Origin of the sequence: Sulfitobacter dubius (assembly GCF_027214245.1) — a bacterium.
Taxonomy (GTDB): domain Bacteria; phylum Pseudomonadota; class Alphaproteobacteria; order Rhodobacterales; family Rhodobacteraceae; genus Sulfitobacter; species Sulfitobacter dubius_A.
Genome location: NZ_JAPWHM010000001.1, coordinates 627,371 through 648,143, shown reverse-complemented (window position 1 = coordinate 648,143; position 20,773 = coordinate 627,371). Strand labels below are relative to the sequence as shown.

General features: G+C 63.8%; 16 protein-coding genes. 11 read left to right on the top strand and 5 right to left on the bottom strand.

The genetic code is table 11. The features are described from left to right. Nucleotides 1-30: 30 nt before the first annotated feature. The 4 genes from O4H31_RS03110 to O4H31_RS03095 all read left to right on the top strand — a co-directional run bounded on the left by O4H31_RS03110 (nucleotide 31) and on the right by O4H31_RS03095 (nucleotide 5,126). Entirely contained in the window at nucleotides 31-2,124 is a 2,094-nt protein-coding gene (locus tag O4H31_RS03110) for a DEAD/DEAH box helicase (protein WP_269342675.1), read from the top strand. Between the two features lie 230 nt (nucleotides 2,125-2,354). Further along, complete coding sequence (locus O4H31_RS03105; RefSeq protein WP_269342673.1) at nucleotides 2,355-3,752, top strand: aspartate aminotransferase family protein; 1,398 nt, start codon at nucleotides 2,355-2,357, stop codon at nucleotides 3,750-3,752. A gap of 206 nt (nucleotides 3,753-3,958) precedes the next feature. Further along, nucleotides 3,959-4,222, top strand: a complete 264-nt coding sequence (locus O4H31_RS03100; RefSeq protein ID WP_067631066.1) for a glycine zipper 2TM domain-containing protein — start codon at nucleotides 3,959-3,961, stop codon at nucleotides 4,220-4,222. Nucleotides 4,223-4,364: 142 nt separating this feature from the next. After that, complete coding sequence (locus tag O4H31_RS03095; RefSeq protein ID WP_269342668.1) at nucleotides 4,365-5,126, top strand: sulfite exporter TauE/SafE family protein; 762 nt, start codon at nucleotides 4,365-4,367, stop codon at nucleotides 5,124-5,126. On the opposite strand, the gene nagA is transcribed toward O4H31_RS03095, so the two are convergent. Next, the gene (gene nagA, locus O4H31_RS03090; RefSeq protein ID WP_269342667.1) at nucleotides 5,123-6,253 is read right to left on the bottom strand and encodes an N-acetylglucosamine-6-phosphate deacetylase; all 1,131 of its coding nucleotides are present in this window, start codon (nucleotides 6,251-6,253) and stop codon (nucleotides 5,123-5,125) included. The two genes, O4H31_RS03095 and nagA, sit on opposite strands and share 4 nt — an antisense overlap. Continuing rightward, nucleotides 6,250-7,140 (bottom strand): BadF/BadG/BcrA/BcrD ATPase family protein, encoded by an 891-nt coding sequence (locus O4H31_RS03085; protein WP_269342666.1) that lies wholly within the window; start codon nucleotides 7,138-7,140, stop codon nucleotides 6,250-6,252. The genes nagA and O4H31_RS03085 overlap by 4 nt, the downstream gene beginning before the upstream one ends. 117 nt (nucleotides 7,141-7,257) lie before the next feature. On the opposite strand from O4H31_RS03085, the gene O4H31_RS03080 reads away from it, so the two are divergent. From O4H31_RS03080 to O4H31_RS03055, 6 genes are all read left to right on the top strand, one after another. Then, nucleotides 7,258-8,721, top strand: coding sequence for a PLP-dependent aminotransferase family protein (locus O4H31_RS03080; protein WP_269342664.1), 1,464 nt, complete (start codon nucleotides 7,258-7,260; stop codon nucleotides 8,719-8,721). A 95-nt stretch (nucleotides 8,722-8,816) separates the two neighbouring features. Next, entirely contained in the window at nucleotides 8,817-10,592 is a 1,776-nt protein-coding gene (xsc, locus tag O4H31_RS03075) for a sulfoacetaldehyde acetyltransferase (protein WP_259983228.1), read from the top strand. A gap of 3 nt (nucleotides 10,593-10,595) precedes the next feature. Further along, nucleotides 10,596-11,696, top strand: coding sequence for an acetate/propionate family kinase (locus O4H31_RS03070; RefSeq protein ID WP_269342660.1), 1,101 nt, complete (start codon nucleotides 10,596-10,598; stop codon nucleotides 11,694-11,696). Further along, nucleotides 11,693-14,509 carry a molybdopterin oxidoreductase family protein gene (locus tag O4H31_RS03065; protein ID WP_269342658.1) on the top strand — a complete coding sequence of 939 codons (2,817 nt, stop codon included), beginning with the start codon at nucleotides 11,693-11,695 and terminating at the stop codon, nucleotides 14,507-14,509. Before O4H31_RS03070 ends, O4H31_RS03065 begins: the two co-directional genes overlap by 4 nt. A 49-nt stretch (nucleotides 14,510-14,558) precedes the next feature. Next, entirely contained in the window at nucleotides 14,559-15,323 is a 765-nt protein-coding gene (locus O4H31_RS03060) for a 4Fe-4S dicluster domain-containing protein (RefSeq protein ID WP_269342656.1), read from the top strand. Further along, a complete protein-coding gene (locus tag O4H31_RS03055; RefSeq protein WP_269342654.1) occupies nucleotides 15,323-16,198 on the top strand; it encodes a dimethyl sulfoxide reductase anchor subunit family protein in 876 nt (291 codons plus the stop codon). The genes O4H31_RS03060 and O4H31_RS03055 overlap by 1 nt, the downstream gene beginning before the upstream one ends. A gap of 62 nt (nucleotides 16,199-16,260) precedes the next feature. On the opposite strand, the gene dapA is transcribed toward O4H31_RS03055, so the two are convergent. Beyond that, a complete protein-coding gene (dapA, locus tag O4H31_RS03050) occupies nucleotides 16,261-17,136 on the bottom strand; it encodes a 4-hydroxy-tetrahydrodipicolinate synthase (RefSeq protein ID WP_269342652.1) in 876 nt (291 codons plus the stop codon). A gap of 125 nt (nucleotides 17,137-17,261) precedes the next feature. Between dapA and O4H31_RS03045 the strand changes: the two genes are divergently transcribed. Next, complete coding sequence (locus O4H31_RS03045; protein ID WP_269342650.1) at nucleotides 17,262-19,226, top strand: lytic transglycosylase domain-containing protein; 1,965 nt, start codon at nucleotides 17,262-17,264, stop codon at nucleotides 19,224-19,226. On the opposite strand, the gene O4H31_RS03040 is transcribed toward O4H31_RS03045, so the two are convergent. Both O4H31_RS03040 and mnmD read right to left on the bottom strand, forming a co-directional pair. Next, nucleotides 19,191-20,084 carry a DMT family transporter gene (locus O4H31_RS03040; RefSeq protein WP_269342648.1) on the bottom strand — a complete coding sequence of 298 codons (894 nt, stop codon included), beginning with the start codon at nucleotides 20,082-20,084 and terminating at the stop codon, nucleotides 19,191-19,193. The genes O4H31_RS03045 and O4H31_RS03040 overlap by 36 nt on opposite strands. Next, entirely contained in the window at nucleotides 20,081-20,755 is a 675-nt protein-coding gene (gene mnmD, locus O4H31_RS03035; protein WP_269342647.1) for a tRNA (5-methylaminomethyl-2-thiouridine)(34)-methyltransferase MnmD, read from the bottom strand. Before mnmD ends, O4H31_RS03040 begins: the two co-directional genes overlap by 4 nt. Nucleotides 20,756-20,773 lie beyond the last annotated feature (18 nt).

Sequence of the window (20,773 nt, the reverse complement as noted above, 5' to 3'; positions counted from 1 at the left end):
CGCACAAACGTTCAAGACAGGACAGCCTTCGTGATCCAGACTATTGCCGATGCCCTTGCCCAACAGGGTTATGAAACACTTACCGCCGTACAGGAGGCCGTCACAGACCCCGCGCTGAACGATCAAGACCTTCTGGTTTCCGCCCAAACCGGGTCGGGCAAGACGGTGGGCTTTGGCCTCGCCATCGCGCCAACACTCTTGGGCGACGACACCCATTTCGGCCAAGCAGGCGCACCGCTGGCGCTGATTATCGCGCCGACCCGCGAATTGGCCATGCAGGTCAGCCGCGAGCTGACGTGGCTCTATGGCAAAGCGGGCGCAGTGGTTACCACCTGTGTCGGCGGCATGGACACCCGGACCGAGCGCCGCGCGCTGGACCGGGGCGCGCATATCGTCGTCGCCACGCCGGGCCGTCTGTGTGACCACATCAAACGCAACAACATCAACCTCGACGCGATCCGTGCCGTGGTGCTGGACGAAGCGGATGAGATGCTCGACCTCGGTTTTCGCGAGGACCTTGAGTTCATCCTCTCCGAATCCCCCGAAGAGCGCCGCACGCTGCTGTTCTCGGCCACCGTGCCTGCGGCGATTGCCAAACTGGCGAAATCCTACCAGCGCGACGCGCAGCGCATCACCACTGTGAGCGAAGCCAAACAGCACAGCGATATCGAATACCGCGCGCTGAATGTGCACCCGCGTGACACTGAAAACGCGATCATCAACGTGCTGCGCTTCTATGAAGCCAAGAACGCCATCGTGTTCTGCAACACCCGCGCCGCCGTGGCGCGTCTGACCACGCGCTTTACCAACCGGGGCTTCTCGGTCGTGGCGCTGTCGGGTGAGTTGACGCAATCCGAGCGGACCAACGCGCTGCAAGCGCTGCGCGACGGGCGTGCGCGGGTCTGTATCGCCACCGATGTCGCCGCCCGCGGCATCGACCTGCCGAACCTTGAACTGGTGATCCACGCCGATCTGCCCAGCAACTCCGACACGCTGCTGCACCGCTCGGGCCGTACTGGCCGCGCCGGGCGCAAGGGCGTTTCCGCCCTGATCGTGCCTGCGAAACTGCGCAGCAAAGCAAACCGTCTGATCGGCGGCGCGAAGCTGAAAGTGGAATGGGCGGCACCGCCCTCTGCCACCGAAGTGAATGCCGCCGACGAAGCCCGCCTGCTGGCCGATCCTGCATGGTCCGACCCGATCCCGGAAGATGCCGAAGGGTTTGTCGCCAATCTGGTCGAGCAATTCTCGTCAGAGCAACTCGCCACCGCTTTCGTCAACCTCTACCGCGCGCGCCAATCCGCGCCGGAAGAGCTTGCCGAACCCGGTGCCCCCGGCGACGACAAGCCGCGCCCGGCCTTTGGCAAATCGGTCTGGTTCTCGATCTCGACCGGTCGCAGCGACGGGGCCGAGCCGCGCACGCTGCTGCCGATGCTGTGCCGTCGCGGCGACCTGACCAAAGACGACATCGGCGCGATCCGTGTGCAGGGCAGCCACAGCTTTGTCGAAGTGCTGGAAACCTCTGTCCCCGGCCTGCTGAGCGCGCTTGGCGGTGACATGAAGCTGGAAGAAGGCGCGGTGCTGACGCAGCTCGACAAAGCCCCCGATCTGGCCCGTGGCCCGAAGCCTGCAGGCAAACGTGGCCCCAAGCCGGGTGGCGGTTACAAGGGTGATCGCGACCGTGGCCCGCGCCCGCCGCGTGATAACTACGATCCCGATGCCGCCCCCGCCCCCCGGAAACCCCGCGCCAAAGCGGCGGATGGCCCCGGTGCGGCGTCGTTCGACAAGCCCAAATACGACAAGCCCAAGTTCGACAAACCGCGCGCGCCCAAGGGCGAACGCCCGCCAAAGTCGCACAAGACCGAGCGCAGCCCGATGAAACCCGGTGCGACGCCCAAGACCAAGTCTGGCGGCGAAACAACCGGCAAGCCCAAGGCGAAAGCCGTTTGGAAGAAGGAAAAGCCCGCAGGCGATGCACCTCGCAAAGGCAAGGGCAAGCCGACAACCCCGGCCACCACGCCGGGAGGCGAGAAGTCCTACAAGCGGGCGTCCGACCCGTCCAAACGCTTCACCCCGCCGAATAAGATCGGCAAGCAGGGCGGCAAGGGCGGCCCGAAATCGAAGTAAACTTGAACGCCGGGGCACCACCCCGGCGTTTTTGCATAAGGCCCCGGACTTTTTAAAAAAGTCCGGCCCGGATTCTTTGAAAGAAATCGGCGCCCACATCTGGCCTTAATGAACAAACCCAACTGGCACTACTTGCGGCGCGACTTTCGCGGTGATGTGTTACGCACATTCCCCGCCTCTGCGCGGGTTTCATTCGTGGGTTCGCCCACTCGCACAGAAAGGTTTGCCCCATGGACGGCAATTTCAACGAGAACGACATCTCCCGCGTTGTCGAAGCCGACCGCGCGCATATCTGGCACCACCTGAGCCAGCACAAACCCTATGAAACGACCGACCCACGCATCATTGTCGAAGGCAAGGGCATGCGTGTTTGGGACCAAAAGGGCAAAGAGCACCTTGATGCCGTGTCCGGTGGTGTCTGGACGGTCAACGTGGGCTATGGCCGCGAAAGCATCGCCAATGCCGTGCGCGACCAGCTGATCAAACTGAACTATTTCGCAGGCTCCGCAGGGTCGATCCCCGGCTCTCATTTCGCTGAAAAGCTGCTGGACAAGATGCCGGGTCTCGACCGCGTCTACTATTGCAACTCAGGCTCCGAGGCGAATGAGAAAGCCTTCAAAATGGTGCGCCAGATCGCGCACAAACGCTATGGCGGCAAGAAGCACAAGATCCTCTACCGCGACCGCGATTACCACGGCACCACCATCGGCTGCCTCTCGGCGGGCGGGCAGGACGAGCGCAACGCACAATACGGCCCCTTCGCGCCGGGTTTCGTGCGGGTGCCGCATTGTTTGGAATATCGCAGTTTCGAACAGGACGGCGCGCCACAGGAAAACTACGGTGTCTGGGCTGCCGACCAGATCGAGAAGGTGATCCTGGCTGAAGGGCCGGAAACCGTTGGCGCGCTTTGCCTAGAGCCGGTGACCGCAGGCGGCGGCGTGATCTGTCCGCCCGATGGCTATTGGGAGCGGGTGCAAGAAATTTGCCGCAAGTATGACATCCTTCTGCATATCGATGAGGTCGTCTGCGGCGTCGGGCGCACCGGCACTTGGTTCGGCTATCAGCACTACGGCATCCAGCCAGACATGGTGACCATGGCCAAAGGCGTCGCCTCGGGCTATGCCGCCATCGCCTGTCTGGTCACCACCGATGCCGTCTTTGACATGTTCAAGGACGATGCGAGCGATCCGCTGAACTACTTCCGCGACATCTCGACCTTTGGTGGCTGCACCGCGGGGCCGATCGCGGGCATCGAGAATATGAACATCATCGAGCGTGAGAACCTGTTGGAGAACACCACCAACATGGGCCACTACATGCTGGAGCAGCTTCATGCGCTGGCCGACAAGCATAAGGCGATCGGCGATGTGCGCGGCAAGGGGCTGTTTTTGGGTGCCGAACTGGTCACTGACCGCGACAGCCGCGACCCCGTCGAGGAAAAGCGCATTCAAGCCGTCGTCGGGGACTGCATGGCCCAAGGGGTGATCATCGGGGCCACCAACCGTTCCCTGCCCGGCAAGAACAACACGCTGTGTTTCTCGCCCGCGCTGATCGCCTCACGCGATGATATTGATGAGATCATCACCGCGGTGGATGGCGCATTGCGTCGGGTTTTCGCTTCGGCGTAAAACCGCGCTTTCAGGCCTGCGACAGGCGGCATCGGTTGACCCGGTGCCGCCTTCGTCTATCTAAACCTCTGTCTTGCCCGAACATGACAACAGATGGAAAATTGCCGCGCACACCCGCGTTGAAAATTTTTCTTAACATCCATCGCTTTCGCGGGAACCTCTTCCAATCCCCCCGCGTTGGCAAATGAGTAACTTGGGAGAAAGACATGAAGAAATTCCTTATCGCCGTTCCGCTGGTCGCCACGCTTGCCGCTTGTAACGGCACCACGCCCAGCCAAGGCGCCCTGACAGGTGCAGCCCTCGGCGCAGCCACAGGTGCTGCTGTTTCAGGCGGTGACGACAAGGTTCAAGGCGCAATCATCGGCGGTCTCGCTGGTGCGGCGGCTGGTAACTACATCGGCCAGACTCAGTCCGGTAAATGTGTGTACCAGAACTCCAACGGCCAGCGCTACGTCGCAGCTTGCCCATAAACGACTGACATCGCGCGATTTCGCGCTATCGGGGCTTCGACCATCGGTCGGAGCCCTTTTTCGTGCCTGCCCCCCCCATCTTGGCATCGCCGTGATTTGATCCTAACAGGGTTCCAAGCGCCGCATGGCGTGGGGAGGGACAATGACCACTTTGAGCGATATCGCGATCTTGCTGATCGCGGCCTTTGGCGCGGGCGTGCTGAACACCATCGCCGGAGGCGGCACCTTTCTGACTTTTCCGGCGCTGGTCTTTACCGGGATGCCGCCTGTGGCGGCCAATGCGACCAGCGCCGTGGCAGTGTTTCCCGGCTACCTTGCCGGGGCTTTCGGCTTTCGCGATGAATTGGGCGGCTTTGACCGCAAGCGGTTGCTGCGGCTTTGCCTCATCACGCTGGCGGGCGGTGTGGTCGGCTCGGGCCTGCTGCTGGTCTCGTCCAACGCGGCCTTTTCGGTTGTCGTGCCCTTCTTGCTCCTCGCGGCGACGCTGGCCTTCCTGCTGGGCGACCGCATCCGCGCCTTTGCCGCGTCCCATGCCCGCGCCGTCACACCCGAAGGCACGCTCGGCCTGTTCGCGGTCAGCGTCTATGGCGGCTATTTCAATGGGGGCTTGGGCATCGTTCTGCTGGCCCTATTCGCGCTTTGGGGGATGACCGACCTGCACGGGATGAACGGGCTCAAGAACGGGCTGAGCTTCGTGCTCTCATCGATTTCCGTGGCGGTCTTTGCCTTGGCCGGGCTGGTCGCATGGCCGCAGGCGTTGCTGATGATGCTGGCCGCCACGGCGGGGGGCTATGCCGGGGCGCCGCTAGCGCGGGCCTTGCCGAAACAGACCGTGCGCTGCCTAATCGCCGCCATCGGTTTTGGGATGAGCGCGGTGTTCTTCTGGCGGCTTGTCGCAGGCTAGGCGAGCAGGTCCACCGCACCGCTTTCGGGGTCGAACAGCAGCAAAGGTTGGCCCGCGCTTTCGATCCGGCCCAGACCCATGTCATCGCGCAACAGTGCCAGCGGCCCCGAAATCGCCCGCGCCAAGGCGGTCTCCAACGGCTCTCCCACCGCATGGGTCAGCGTGCAGACCGCGCGGCCCAACGCTAGGTGCGCCCCCGCCAGGGTACCATCCGCCAAGGCCAACCGCCCGTCCGCGCGATAAACCTCGCGCCCGTTGAGCGTGAAGCCCGCGATATCAGAGCCCGCCGTCGCCATGGCATCACTGACGAGGAAAATCCCCTCGCCCTTGGCCGCCAGCGCGTTGCGCATGCTGGCGGGATGCACATGGATGCCATCGGCAATCAGCCCCGCGTGAACCCCGTCGCGCGCCAGCGCCGCCCCAACCAATCCCGGCGCGCGGTTGCCCATCTGGCTCATCGCGTTGAACAGATGCGTGACGCAGCGCGCACCCGCATCAAAAGCAGCCATAGAGGTCTCGTAATCCGCATCGCTATGGCCAAGCGAGACGATGACCCCGGCCTCGGCCATCGCGGCGATCTGCGCGGCGCTGGTGTTTTCCGGCGCGACCGTCACCATGAGGTTCGGCAGCAGCACAGCGGCGCGCAGGATCAGGGCAAGATCCGCCGCCTCCATCGGGCGGATCAACGCCCCGTCATGCGCGCCCTTGCGCGATAGTGCCAGATGCGGGCCTTCCAGATGCAGCCCGATAATGCCCGGCACCCCCTCGGCGATGGCAGCCGCGACAGCCTCAATCGCCGCTTCGGTTTTATCGGGCGTGTCGGTGATCAAGGTGGGCAAAAGCGCCGCGACACCCGTGCTGCGGTGCGCCTTGGCCATGCACTGCAGGGTGGCCACATCGGGGCTGTCGTTGAACATCACCCCGCCGCCGCCATTGACCTGAAGATCGACGAAACCGGGGCAGAGCACCCCCGCCTGCAGCCGCTCTGTCGGCATGCCCTGCGGCACCTGTTCAAAGGCAAGGATACGGCGGCTGCCGTCTTGCATCTGCGCCAGCACCTTGCCGTGGTGCAGATGCGTTCCATCGTGAATATCCGCCCCGGTGAAAACCCTCGCGATCTCGCTCATGGCAAAACCTCTTCCGCTGCGGCCTTGCAGACCAGATGAAACGCCCCATCAAGCGCCGTGCCGCGCGCCGCGATCAGCCCCGACAGATGGTCTTCTGGCAGATAGCGCGCGTAATGCGGGCCGATCCCACCCAGCAGGCAGAGCGGGTCGCCGGGCGCGAAATCCAGCGCCTTCAACGCGCGGAGGTAATAGGCCGCCCCCTCTTGCATCAGTGCCTGCGCGTGGCGGTCCCCAGCCTCGGCGGCCGCGATGACCTTGGGCGCGAATGCCGCATAGTCTCCGGGCTGCGCCGTCAGGCTGAAGGAAACGAGAGCCTCTGGATCATCGCCGAAATCCGCCAACAAAGCGCGGGTCAGGTCGCTGTGCGGCAGCACCCTGTCATGGCATTGCAACGCAAAATCCAACGCGCCGCGCCCCAGCCATGCGCCTGATCCTTGATCGGCCAGATGATACCCCCAGCTTCCGACATAGCGATACGCCGTGCCGTCAGTCGCGGCCACAATCGTACCTGTTCCGATGGCCAGCAGCCAGCCCGCCACGCCTTCGCCAAGCGCGCCGACCACGCAAGCGGGGCGATCATCGTCGGCGTGGATCCGGGCATAGGGCAGCGCCGCGCGCAGCCGCGCTTCGTCCCGCGCGACGTTCATCCCCGCCAGCCCGATGAACGCCGTGGCGTCCTTAAGTGCCGTGAGGGGCAGCCCCGCCTCGGCCGCTGCTGCGTCCACCGCGCCGCGCAGGTTTGCGAGCGCTCTGTCCGGGTCATTGCCGATATTGGCGCGCCCCCCAGTTGCAAGGCCAAGAATGCCATCACGCTGCGTGCCAATGGCGGCGCGGCAGCCGGTGCCACCGCCGTCAACGGCGATCAAAAGAGGGGCGGAGATGCTCATGCGACACTTTTAGGCGAGGTGCCGGGTGAACGGAAGTGCGGGCAACGCGCCGAAGTAAATTCGACAGGCGGTAATGCCAGATTGAACTCCCCCTAAGGCCAGCCTAACCTTCGCCCCATGGCCCTGCCCGTCGAAACCTTTTTTCTGCGCCCCGATGCGCAAGGCACCCTGCAACAGCAGATCCAACAGATGATCGCCCAAGGCATCCTCTCGGGTCGGTTCCAGCGGGGTGAGAAACTGCCCTCCACCCGCAAGCTCGCGGCGCATCTTGGGGTCAGCCGGATCACGGTCACCATCGCCTATACTGAACTTTTGGCGAATGACTACCTCACCTCGCGCGGGCGGTCGGGGTATTTCGTTTCAGGCAACGCCCCCGCGCCCCCAGCCTTTGCCCCCAAAGCCGAAGCCGATGACGCCATCGACTGGACCCGCGCCATCGGCCAACGCTTCAGCGCCAATGGGCTGGCCGCCAAACCGCAGGACTGGGCCAGCTACCGCTACCCTTTCATCTATGGCCAAGCCGACCCGACGCTGTTCGACCACGCGAACTGGCGGCTCTGCGCGTTGCAAGCCTTGGGCCAGCGCGACTTCACCTCGATGACAACCGACTACTACGATCAGGACGACCCGCAACTGATCGAATTCATCGCCCGCCACATCCTGCCCCGGCGCGGCGTCTCGGCGCGGCCCGAGCAGATTCTCATCACCCTCGGCGCGCAAAACGCGCTTTGGCTTACCGCGCAGGTGCTGCTGACCCAACGCCGCCGCGCCGTGCTGGAAGACCCATGCTATCCGGCACTCAGCGGTATTCTCAGCCAATCCCGCTGCCACATCACGCCCGTGCGGGTGGACCAAGACGGCCTCCCGCCCGAGGCGATCCCCCCCGATACGGATGTGATTTTCGCGACCCCAAGCCACCAGTGCCCGACCAATGCGACCATGCCGATGGACCGCCGCCGCGCGCTGCTGGCCCGCGCCCGCGCGCTGGAAGCGCTGATCGTCGAGGATGACTATGAGTTTGAGATGTCCTTCCTCAAACCCGCCTCGCCCGCGCTGAAGTCGCTCGATGATGAGGGGCGGGTAATCTATGTCGGCAGCTTCTCCAAATCGCTCTTTCCGGGGCTGCGGTTGGGCTATCTGGTGGGGTCCGAGCCGTTCATTCGTGAGGCCCGCGCGCTGCGCGCCTCGGTCCTGCGCCACCCGCCGGGGCATATCCAGCGCACCGCTGCCTATTTCCTGTCTCTGGGCCATTACGACGCCCAGATCCGGCGCATGGGGCTGGCCCTGCACGAGCGTCGACGCGTCATGGAAGAGGCACTTGAGACGCACGGCCTGCGTGTCTCGGGCCGGGGTGCTTACGGCGGGTCGTCCTTCTGGATGCGCGCGCCCGAAAGCGTCGATACTGCGCAACTGGCCGAAAACCTGCGCGCGCGGGATGTTCTGGTTGAACCCGGCCACGCCTTTTTCGCGGGCGACGAGAGGGCCACGAATTACTACCGGCTGGCCTATTCCTCCATCCCCGCGACCCGGATCGGCGAAGGGGTTGGCCTGATCGCCCAAGAGATCGACCGCCTGCGCTAATCTGGCCCTAGGGCTTGGCCAATTCTGGCCCTAACCTCAACCCGCGCCTGCCCGTAATTTGCCCCAAACTTTGCCCACGCCCAAAGGATCGACCCATGAAAATGACCACCGAAGAAGCCTTCGTCAAAACCCTTCAGATGCATGGGATCGACACGGCCTTTGGCATTATCGGCTCGGCCATGATGCCGATCTCCGACCTGTTCCCCGCCGCCGGGATCACCTTCTACGACGGCGCGCATGAGTGTAACTCTGGCATGATGGCCGATGGGTTCACCCGCGCCTCGGGGCGGATGTCGATGATGGTGGCGCAGAACGGGCCGGGGATTACCAACTTCGTGACGCCGGTGAAAACCGCCTATTGGAACCACACGCCGTTGCTGCTGGTGACCCCGCAGGCGGCGAACAAGACCATCGGTCAGGGCGGCTTTCAGGAGGTCGAGCAGATGGCGCTCTTCCGTGACATGGTCGCCTATCAAGAGGAGGTCCGTGACCCGACCCGCATCGCCGAGACGCTGAACCGGGTGATCCTGCAAGCCAAACGCCACTCCGCCCCTGCGCAGATCAACATCCCGCGTGATTTCTGGACCCAAGTGATCGACATCGACCTGCCCGCCATCGTCGAGTTCGAGCGCCCGTCTGGCGGAGAGACCGCCATTGCCGAAGCGGCGGAACTGCTTTCAAACGCGAAATTCCCGGTGATCTTGAATGGCGCGGGTGTGGTCATCGGCGGCGCGATTGACGACGCACGCAAACTGGCCGAACGGCTCGATGCGCCCGTCTGCTGCGGTTACCAGCACAATGACGCCTTCCCCGGCTCGCACCCCCTGTCGGTGGGGCCCTTGGGCTACAACGGCTCCAAAGCGGCGATGGAATTGATCGCCAAGGCCGATGTGGTGCTGGCGCTCGGCACGCGGCTTAACCCCTTTTCAACCCTGCCGGGCTACGGCATCGATTATTGGCCCAAAGACGCCAAAATCATTCAGGTCGACATCAACCCCGACCGCATCGGCCTGACCAAAAAGGTCAGCGTGGGCATCGTCGGCGATGCCGGCAAAGTGGCCCGCACGATCCTTGATGGGCTCAGCGATAGCGCGGGCGACGCGGGCCGCGAGGAACGGCGCAACCTGATCGCCCAGACCAAATCCGCATGGGCGCAGGAACTCACCTCAATGGATCATGAGGAAGACGACCCCGGCACCACATGGAACGAACGCGCCCGCGACCGCGAGCCGGAAAAGATGTCCCCCCGCATGGCATGGCGCGCGATCCAGAAAGCGCTGCCGAAAGAGGCGATCATCAGCTCCGACATCGGCAACAACTGCGCCATCGGCAATGCCTATCCAACATTCGAGGCGGGCCGCAAATACCTCGCCCCCGGCCTTTTCGGCCCCTGCGGCTATGGTTTCCCGGCGATCTGCGGGGCCAAGATCGCCTGCCCTGACGTGCCGGTGGTGGGCTTTGCCGGGGATGGCGCGTTTGGCATTTCAATGAACGAGATGGTCAGCGTCAGCCGCGACGACTGGCCCGCCGTGACCATGGTAATCTTTCGCAACTACCAATGGGGCGCGGAAAAGCGGAACACGACGCTGTGGTTCGATGACAACTTCGTCGGCACCGAACTCGCGCAGGACGTGAGCTATGCCGCGGTGGCCAAAGCCTGTGGCGTCGAGGGCGTACAAGTGTCGTCGATGGATGAGTTGACCGACGCGCTTGACCGCGCGGTCAAGGCGCAGATGGACGAGGGCAAGACCACCTTCATCGAGGTGCTGCTGAACCAAGAACTGGGCGAGCCCTTCCGGCGCGACGCGATGAAGAAACCCGTTTCTGTCGCCGGGATCAGCCGGGATGACATGCGCCCGCAACAGGTCTGAGGCGTGACCCAAGCGCTGGTGCTTGTCGTCAACGCGGGATCGTCGTCTATCAAGGCGGCGGTCTTCGACGGTGAATTGACCGAGCGTCTGCGGATTGAGGCGCAGGGCATCGGCCAGACCGGCGCGCTGCGTCTGGGAGACGCTCCGCCGGTGCGCCTTGATCTGCCTGACCACCAGACCGCCTTCCGCGCCATTCTGGACGGGCTGCAACAAAAAGGGATTGCGGGCGCTGACCTGACGGCCGCCGCCCACCGTGTCGTGCATGGCGGCCCGAATCTGGCCGAGACAACGACAATCACGCCTGCCGTCCGAAGCGCCATCGCCGAGGCTCAACCGCTGGCGCCACTGCACAATCCGCACCACCTCGGCGCGATCGACGCGCTGGCCAGCCTCATGCCCGACCTGCCGCAGGTTGCCGCCTTTGACACAGGCTTTCACCGCAGCACCCCCAAAGTCGCCCGCCGCTATGCTCTGCCCGACCGGGCAGAGACCGCCGCACTGCGTCGCTATGGGTTTCACGGCATCAGCTATGAAAGCCTCGTACAGAATTTCCCTCAGACCACGGGCGCAGACCTTCCCCGCCGCCTGCTGGCGCTGCATTTGGGCAATGGCGCATCACTCTGCGCGATCCTAGAGGGGCAATCGGTCGCCACTACGATGGGTTTCTCGCCGCTCGGCGGGCTGACCATGGGCACCCGCGCAGGCGAGATCGACGCGGGCGCGGTGCTGCATCTGGTGCGCGACATGGGGCTGGAGGAGGCCCAAACACTGCTGCATCACGAAAGCGGATTGCTGGGTCTCTCGGGTCTTACCGCCGACATGCGACAACTGGCTGAGACCGATACAACCGCCGCCCGTTTTGCGCGTGAGCACTTCTGCTACTGGATCACCCGGCAAGCGGGGTCGATGATCGCCGCCATGGGCGGGCTCGATGGCATCGTCTTCACCGGGGGTATCGGCGAAAACGATTCCGAGGTGAGGGAAAAGGTTCTTGCAAACCTTCGCTGGGCGGGAAATATTCCCAACTGGATCATCCTCGCCGCCGAAGAGAAACATATCGTGCGCCAAGCGCTCGCCTTGCTGAAAGACCCCGCCCGCCCATGAAGCATTCCCAGCCGCCGCTTGATCTGTCGCCCAAGGTCTCGGACGAGGTTCGCAAGACCACCTGCTACATGTGCGCCTGCCGCTGCGGCATCAACGTGCATATGAAAAGGGGGAAAGTCGCCTATATCGAAGGCAACCGCGACCATCCGGTGAACCGAGGTGTGCTCTGCGCCAAGGGGTCTGCTGGGATCATGCAGCACAATTCCCCCGCGCGCCTGCGCAATCCGATGAAACGGGTCGGCCCGCGCGGGTCGGGTGAGTTCGAGAGCATCAGCTGGAAAGAGGCGTTGGAGATCGCCACCGATTGGCTGGAGCCGCTGCGCCGCGAAGCGCCGGAGAAACTGGCGTTCTTCACCGGGCGCGATCAGTCGCAGAGCTTCACCTCCCTTTGGGCGCAATCCTTCGGCACGCCGAACTACGCGGCCCACGGCGGTTTCTGCTCGGTCAACATGGCCACCGCTGGCATCTACACGATGGGCGGTGCGTTCTGGGAATTTGGTCAGCCCGATTGGGACCACACCAAGCTGTTCATGCTGTTTGGTGTTGCCGAGGACCATGACAGCAACCCGATCAAGATGGGTCTGGGCAAGCTGAAGAAACGCGGCGCCCGGGTCATCGGGGTGAACCCGATCCGCACCGGATACAATGCCATCGCCGATGATTGGGTCGGCATCACGCCCGGCACCGATGGGCTGTTCATCCTGTCGCTGATTCACTGCCTGATGAAGGCCGGGCGCATCGATCTGGATTACCTCGCGCGCTACACCGACGCGCCGGTGCTGCTGAACAGCGATCCGAAGTCGCCTGAGTATGGGCTGCAACTGCGCGACGCGGACGGCAAGGCGCTGGTGGTTGACCGCAAGACCGGCAAGCTGACCCCCTTTGACCAGCCCGGCGTGCGCCCCGACCTTGCGGCCACCTACCGAACGGCGGGCATTACGCATCGCCCGGTCTTTCACCAGATGGCCGAGCAATATCTGGGTGAAGAGTACACCCCCGAGGCCGTCGCTGAGCGTTGTGGCATCCCTGCGCCCCGTATCCGCGCTATTGCCGCCGAACTGGCCCGCGTCGCCTTTGACGAAGCTTTCGAGCTTGAGCACGCATGGACCGACTTCCGCGGCGAGCATCACAAGACGATGACAGGCCGCCCGGTCTCTTTCCACGCCATGCGCGGCATCTCGGCCCATGCCAATGGGTTCCAAACCTGCCGGGCGCTGCATGTGCTGCAGATCATCCTTGGCACCGTCGAAGTGCCGGGCGGTTTCCGCTTTAAACCGCCCTACCCCAAGCCTGCCACCGCGCATCCCAAACCGCATTGCAAAGCCACCCCCGATGCGCCGCTCGACGGGCCGCATCTGGGCTTCGTGCATGGCCCCGACGATCTGGCGCTATGCGCTGATGGCAGCCCCGCGCGGATCGACAAGGCGTACACATGGGAAAACCCGATGTCGGCCCATGGGCTGATGCATATGGTGATCTCTAACGCCCACGCGGGCGATCCCTATAAGATCGACACACTGTTTCTCTACATGGCCAATATGTCGTGGAACTCGTCGATGAACCCCGGCGGGGTGATGGAGATGCTGACCGATACCGACGAGAATGGCGACTACGTCATCCCTCGGATCATCTACTCCGATGCCTATTCCTCGGAGATGGTGGCCTATGCGGACCTGATCCTGCCCGACACGACGTACCTTGAACGGCACGATTGTATCTCGCTGCTCGACCGTCCAATCAGCGAGGCCGACGCCGCCGCCGATGCGATCCGTTGGCCCGTGGTGGAGCCCAACCGCGACGTGCGGGGGTTTCAATCGGCGCTCTGCGATCTGGGGGCAAAGCTTGGCCTGCCGGGGTTCGTAAACGAGGACGGCAGCCAGAAATACAAAGACTACGCCGACTACATCACCAGCCACGAACGCCGTCCGGGCATTGGCCCGCTGGCCGGGTTCCGGGGTGAGGATGGCAAGGATGTCGGGCGCGGGGCGCCGAACCCCGAGCAGATCGACCGCTATATCGAAAACGGCGGCTTCTTCGTCAATCACATCCCGGAAGGAGCGAACTACTACAAGCCGTGGAACGCCGCCTATCAGGATTGGGCCGTCGGCATGGGCATCTACGACGCGCCGCAGCCCTATCTGTTCTCGCTCTACGTCGAGCCGCTGCGGCGTTTTCAATTGGCCGCCGAAGGTCATGGCGACCGCCAACCGCCTGAGCATCTGCGTGAACGGATCAAGCAGACCATGTCGCCGCTGCCGATCTGGTACGAAAGCGATCCAGAAGGCGCTGAGGGCTATAACGTCCACGCGCTGACCCAACGCCCGATGGCGATGTACCACTCCTGGGGCAGCCAGAACGCTTGGCTGCGGCAATTGCACGGGCACAACCCGCTCTATTTGCCCACCGCAATCATGCGCGCCAAGGGGCTCCAAGACGGCGACTGGGCGCGCGTGACCTCTCCGCATGGAGGGATCACCGTGCCGGTGATGGAGATGGCGGCCCTGAACCCCAAAACGGTATGGACGTGGAACGCCATCGGCAAGCGCAAGGGCGCATGGGCGCTGGACCGCGACGCGCCGGAGACGACCAAGGGATTCTTGCTTAACCACCTGATCCACGAATTGCTCCCACCCAAAGGCGACGGTCTGCGGTGGTCGAACTCCGACCCGATCACCGGACAGGCGGCGTGGTTCGACCTCAAGGTGCATATTGAGAAGACCGACGCCCCTGCCGAGGCGCAGCCGGAAATTCCACCGCAGCGCTCTCCCGTCCCGCCCGCGCCGCGCGACATCGCGTGGAAGGTGGGCAAATGAGTGCTTCCCGTCCGCGCGCTGCGCACAAGACCCTTCAGGACCGCCAGCCATGACCACGCTCCCGCAACAGACCGACCGCAAACTCGGCCTTGTGATCGACCTTGATACCTGTGTCGGTTGTCATGCCTGCGTGATCTCCTGCAAAGGCTGGAACACCGAAAACTACGGCGCGCCGCTGTCAGACCAAGACGCCTTTGGCGCGAACCCGTCGGGGACCTTTCTCAACCGCGTGCACAGCTATGAGGTGCAGCCCGAGGCCGGTGCCGCGCAGCTCGTGCATTTCCCGAAATCCTGCCTGCACTGCGATGACGCGCCCTGCGTGACCGTCTGCCCCACGGGGGCGAGTTACAAACGCGTCGAAGATGGCATCGTGCTGGTCAACGAAAGCGACTGCATCGGTTGCGGCCTCTGCGCATGGGCCTGTCCCTACGGCGCGCGTGAAATGGATCAGGCCGCGGGCGTGATGAAGAAATGCACCCTCTGCGTCGACCGTATCTATAACGAGAACCTGCCCGAAGAAGACCGCCAGCCCGCCTGCGTCCGCACTTGCCCCGCTGGCGCACGGCATTTCGGCGATCTGGGTGACCCAGACAGCGCGGTGAGCCAGTTGGTGGCCGAGCGTGGCGGTTTAGACCTCATGCCCGAGCAAGGCACCAAGCCGGTCAATAAATACCTCCCGCCCCGCCCGCGCGATCAGTTGCAAGGCCCAGAGGACAGCGGCGAGATTGACGTGCTGGCCCCCTTCCTTGCCCCGATCGACAGCGGCCCCAAAGGCTTCCTCGGCTGGCTTGACCGCACTTTGGAGAAGCTCTGATGCATCCGGCACCCTCCGTTATTCTGTTCAGCAGCCTGTCGGGCATTGGCTTTGGCCTGCTGGCGTGGCTCGGGATCGGCCTGCCTGCGGTGACCGGCTGGGTCGCTTTCGTTTTCTTCGCGCTGGCTTACCTTTTGGCCGTGGGCGGCCTGATCGCATCGACATTCCACCTGGGCCATCCGGAACGCGCGCTCAAGGCCTTTACCCAGTGGCGCAGCAGTTGGCTCAGCCGGGAGGCTTGGGCCTCGGTCGCGGCCCTGCTGACCATGGCAGCCTATGGCGCGGGGCTGGTGTTTTACGACATGCGGCTTTGGCCGCTGGGGCTGCTAGGCGCGGCGCTGTCGTTGCTGACGGTGCTGACCACGGCGATGATCTATACCCAGATGAAGACTGTGCCACGCTGGCACAGCGTGATGACGCCACTGAACTTCTTGTCGCTCAGCATTGCAGGAGGCGCGGTGCTGGCCGGACAGGTGACGGCGGCGATGGTGCTTCTGGTGCTGGCGGGGGCGGTGCAGATCGCCACATGGTGGCGCGGGGATCGCGCACTTGCGGCCTCGGGCAGTGATATCGCCACAGCGACGCGGCTGGGGGACAAGGGCAGCGTCCGCGCCTTTGAACCGCCGCATACTGGCAGCAATTACCTGCTGCGAGAGTTCGTTTATCAAATCGGACGCAAACACGCGCTGAAGCTGCGGGTGATCGCGATTGCGCTGATGGTGCTGCTGCCGCTTCTGCTGCTCTTGTCGCCCGTGTTCCACCACCTCGCCGCTGCCCTCGCAGTGCTCAGCCATGCGGCGGGGGTGCTGACCTCACGCTGGCTGTTCTTTGCGCAGGCGGAACATGTGGTCGGGATATATTACGGCAAACGCTGAACGCGAAAGAGGGGGTGTCTCCACCCCCTCTTGCATTCAAATTCACAGCTTAAAAAGCAGTCTCAGTTCATCAAACCCGCATGGCGCAGACCCGCATCGACCAGTTCTTTGGTCGGGTCCGTCAGCTCTGTCAGCGGCAGGCGCACCTCGTCGGAGCAGAGATCCAGCCGCGACATGGCGTATTTCACGCCCACCAGACCCGGTTCGGTAAAGATCGCTTTGTGCAGCGGCATCAGTCGGTCCTGCAATTCCAACGCTTTGGTATAATCGCCCTCAAGGCAGGCCGCCTGCATCTGCGCGGAAAGGCGCGGTGCGACATTGGCGGTGACCGAGATACAGCCAACGCCGCCTTGGGCATTGAACCCATGCGCGGTGGCGTCCTCGCCGGACAGCTGGCAGAAATCCGGGCCGCAGGCGATGCGCTGATCGCAGACGCGCGCCAGATCGCCGGTGGCGTCCTTGACGCCGACGATGCGCGGCAGTTGGGCCAGTTCGCCCATCGTTTCGGGCAGCATATCCACGACCGAACGGCCGGGGATGTTGTAGATGATGATCGGCAAGTCACAGCAGTCATGCACGGCGGTGAAATGCGCCACCAGCCCGCGTTGCGTCGGCTTGTTGTAATAGGGCGTCACCACCAGCAGCGCGTCGGCGCCGACCTTTTCGGCGTGGCGGGCAAGACGGATGCTTTCGACCGTGTTGTTCGACCCGGCACCGGCAATCACCGGGATGCGACCCGCGACGGCTTTGACCACCTCTTCGACGACGGTCTCATGCTCGGCATGGCTCAGCGTCGGGGATTCGCCGGTGGTGCCGACGGGGACAAGCCCGCTCGACCCTTCGCCGATGTGCCATTCGATAAGTTTCTTGAGCGTATCCAGATCCAGCGCGCCGTTGCGAAACGGCGTGACGAGGGCAGGCAGAGAGCCTTTGAACATGTGCACGCTCCTTAAGTGCTGGCCGGCGGAAAACCGGACTGGATGAAGGCTTTCGCGGGCGGTAATGTTTGATAAACGTCGCCCGAGCCATATGTTGCAAGGCTCTAGCCCCGGAGACGTAGGAAATGCAAGCGATGACGCGCCTGATGGCGATCCTCATAAGTATTTTTGTCCTGACCGTGCCTGCCGAAGCGCAGCGCCCGCGCCCTTTGGGCTGGGCGATGGACGCGATGCGCAGCGGCAATTGGGACGCGGCTGCGGCCTTGGCCGCCCGCGATGGGCAGGTCGCCGTCGATGTGATCGAATGGCACCGGCTCCGCGCCGGGCGGGGCAGCTATGCCGAGGCACGCGATTTTCTGAACCGCAGGCCCGATTGGCCCGGTGAGGAATATCTGCGCCGGCAGACCGAAGAAGCGGTGATCAAGCAGTCCCAAGACGACATACTGGATTTCTTTTCGGCCATGGCCCCGCAGACCCCGCGCGGGGTGCTGGCCCATGCCAAGGCACTGATCGACAGCGGCCAACGCGGCGAGGCCGAGGCGAACCTCGTTCTGGCGTGGCGCACCATGCCGATGAACGCCACCAGTCAGGAATTGTTCGTCGACGCACATGGGAGCCTTCTGGCCCCGCATCACGCAGCACGGCTGGAAGAGATGCTCTGGCAGCGCGAGCATTCCGAAGCGCGGCAGATGTTCGATCTGGTTTCCAGCGCTGACAAGGCACTGGCCGAGACGCGCATTGCTCTGCAAAAGCTGGAAAGCGATGTGAATGCCAAGATCGACGCCCTGCCCGCCTCCAAGGCTGACGCGCCGGGGCTGGCGCATGACAGGTTTGAATGGCGTATCCGCAAAGGGTTTGGCGATGATGCCAAAGCCCTGCTGCTACAGCGCTCTACCTCTGCCGCAGCCCTCGGTCAGCCGCCCAAATGGTCCAACCGTCGCCGTGCCATGGCGCGCGATGAAATGCGCAACCGTGACCCCAAAACCGCCTATCAGATCGCATCGCAGCATTTTCTAACCAGCGGGTCGGACTTTGCCGATCTCGAATGGCTATCAGGCTATATTGCCTTGCGCTTTCTGAACGACCCAACAACCGCATTGGGCCATTTCCAGAACCACGACAACGCCGTGGAATCCCCGATCAGCCAAGGCCGCGCAGGCTATTGGCAAGGCCGCGCGCTGGAGGCGATGGGCGATGCCGAAGGGGCTGCCCGGGCCTATGCCATGGGGGCGAAGTTTCAGACATCCTTCTACGGTCTGCTGGCCGCTGAGCGGGGCGGCATTCCTTTCGACGAAAAGCTGACGGGCGCGGCCCCTGCCCAAGACTGGCGGACATCCCCGCTCGCCCGCGCGCCCTTGTTCGAAGCCGGGCTACTGTTGCAAGCCTCGGGTGAGCTGTCCACCGCAGAGCGGTTCTGGACCCACCTGGCAGAGCAACTGGTGCCCGAAGACATCGCCCTGCTGGGGCAGGCGGCGATCGACGCAGGCCAGCCGCATCTCGCGGTGATGATCGGCAAACGCGCGGCGCAACGCGGCTTGGAAGTGCCCGCCCCCTATTACGCGCTGCACAGTCTGGTCGAGAAAGACCTGCCGATGGCCACCGAAATGACCCTCGCCATCGCGCGCCGCGAAAGCGAGTTTGACCCGAACGTGCAAAGCGGTGTCGGCGCGCGGGGGCTAATGCAGATCATGCCGGCCACGGCGAAAGACGTGGCGCGCGATCTGGGCATCTCTAGCCAGCACACGACGGACCGTCTGACCGCCGATCCCGATTACAACGCCCGCCTTGGGGCTACCTATCTGTCGCAGATGGCCGGGCTTTTCGACGGCAATGTCTCCATGATGTCGGCGGCCTATAACGCAGGCCCCAGCCGCCCGCGCCGCTGGATGTCGACCTATGGCGACCCGCGCAAAGGTGAGATCGACATCGTCGATTGGATCGAGATGATCCCCTTCCGCGAGACGCAGAACTACGTCATGCGGGTGACCGAAAGCCTGCCCGTCTACCGTGCCCGTCTGGGGAAAGACCCGCTGCCGATCCCCTTTAGCGAAGAGTTAACCGGGTCGACGCTGAAGGCGTTCGCGCCATAGGGTGAACAGCCCCGCCGCCACGATCATGCCTGCGCCCAGCACCACGCTGGGGCGCAGCACTTCGTTAAAGGCCGATAGGCCAATGATCACGGTAAAGATCAGCTGGGTATAGGCGAAGGGCTGCACGGCGCTCGCCTCGGCGACCTCATAACAGCGGATCAGCAGCCAGTGGCCCGTCACCCCGGTGATGCAGAGCGTGCCCATCAACAGCCAATTGCCCGGTGTCATCGGCTCCCAAAACCAGACGCCCACGGCGGTCATCACCGCCGCCCCGGTCACGCCGGTCCAAAAGAAACTCGTCGCCGTATTGTCACGCCGCGCGACATAGCGGGTCAACAGCCCGTAGACCGCGAACATTGCCGCCCCCGCAAGTGGGATCGCGGCTGCAGGGTCCACCACCCGAAGCCCCGGTTGCAGGATTACCAGCACCCCGACGAACCCCACACCAATCGCGGCCCAACGTCGCCAGCCAACCTTTTCACCCAAGATCGGGCCCGAGAGCGCCGCCACCAGCAGTGGATAACAGGTGAAGACAGCATGGCTTTCCACCAGCCCAAGGACCGTGAACCCCAGCACCATCGTACAAATCTGCGCCGAAAGCAGCACGCCGCGCAGGATCTGCACCGCAGGCTGCGTGGTCGCGGCGGCCTTGCGGATGCCACCCGCCTTGCGCAGAGCCAGCGCGATGACGAAAGCGGCAAAGAACCAATAGCGGATCATCACCACCATCAGCACATTGTAATTCTCAGCCAGATGGCGCGACAGCCCGTCTTGGACGGCAAAGACCATCGTGGTGGCGATCATCAGCATGATGCCAAGCGGGATATTGTTGGATTGAGGCACGCTAGACTGGCTCATGCTGGCATCCGTGCGCGGGTCATGTGGCGTTTGCGGCCATAGCCAGGGATGCGGGTGACCTCGAATCCGCCTGCGCCAAGCGCGCGACGCACGAAACCTGCGGCGGTATAGGTCGCGGCGGTGCCGCCCGGCGCGGTGTGACGCGCGACTTCGGTCATTAGGGCATCGCCCCACAACTCCGGGTTCTTGGCCGGAGAAAACCCATCGAGGAACCAAGCATCGGCCTGCCCCTGCCACGCGGGCAGGGCCTGCCGCGCATCACCGATGATGATCTCGGCGCGCAGACCGGGCAGTTCCAACACGCCGCCGGTGCCATCCCACGCCGCCGTCAACGCATCGCGCCGCCCGTCAAGCGCCGGAAAGGCCACATGGGCCTGCGCCATATCCTCAAGCCGCATAGGGTAGGCTTCGAAACTGGTGAAATGCAGTGGCCCCTCGTGGCCCGCGCGCATCCATGCGTCCCACGCCAGCAGCAGGTTCAGCCCGGTGCCGAAGCCCAGCTCTGCAATATGAAAACCGGGGCGAAACCTCTCAGGCAGATCATTGCCCGCCAGAAAGACATAGGCCGTCTCCGCCGCGCCATCTTCGAGGCTGAAGTAGGGGTCATCAAACTGGGTCGAGACGGGCACTTGGCCCTCGCGCCACGTGATCTGGGCATTCTGGTCTGGCACGGTACGTCCTGCTAGAGG